This window comes from Shewanella hafniensis, from assembly GCF_019655335.1.
In the GTDB taxonomy this organism is placed as follows: Bacteria; Pseudomonadota; Gammaproteobacteria; order Enterobacterales; family Shewanellaceae; genus Shewanella; species Shewanella hafniensis.
This window is the reverse complement of record NZ_BPFD01000280.1, coordinates 1-316: the sequence shown is the minus strand read 5'-3', so window position 1 is coordinate 316 and position 316 is coordinate 1. Positions and strand designations below refer to the sequence as shown.

Genomic DNA, 316 nt, shown 5'->3' with positions numbered 1-316 from the left:
ATATGAGGACATAGTGGATGCCTGCAGCCAGGCATGGAACAGCTTTATCAGTTGTACAAAACGCGTGGTAAAAATGTGCTCTCGGGAATGGGCAAAGGTGACTGAACTTTAATGCGGAATGGTATTAGGCTGATTTTTACAAACCTCAGACGCAAAAAAGCCAGCTTATTCAGCTGGCTTCGTTACATATCAATGAGATAATTAGGCGCTTGGCGATGACCTACTCTCACATGGGGAGACCCCACACTACCATCGGCGCGTTTGCGTTTCACTTCTGAGTTCGGGATGGGATCAGGTGGTTCCACAAGGCTATTGT

Annotated in this window: 1 rRNA gene; it reads right to left on the bottom strand. The window is 47.2% G+C overall.

The features are described from left to right. Nucleotides 1-207: 207 nt before the first annotated feature. Nucleotides 208-316: ribosomal RNA gene (gene rrf / locus K5Q99_RS22270) — 5S ribosomal RNA — on the bottom strand; the annotation flags it as partial.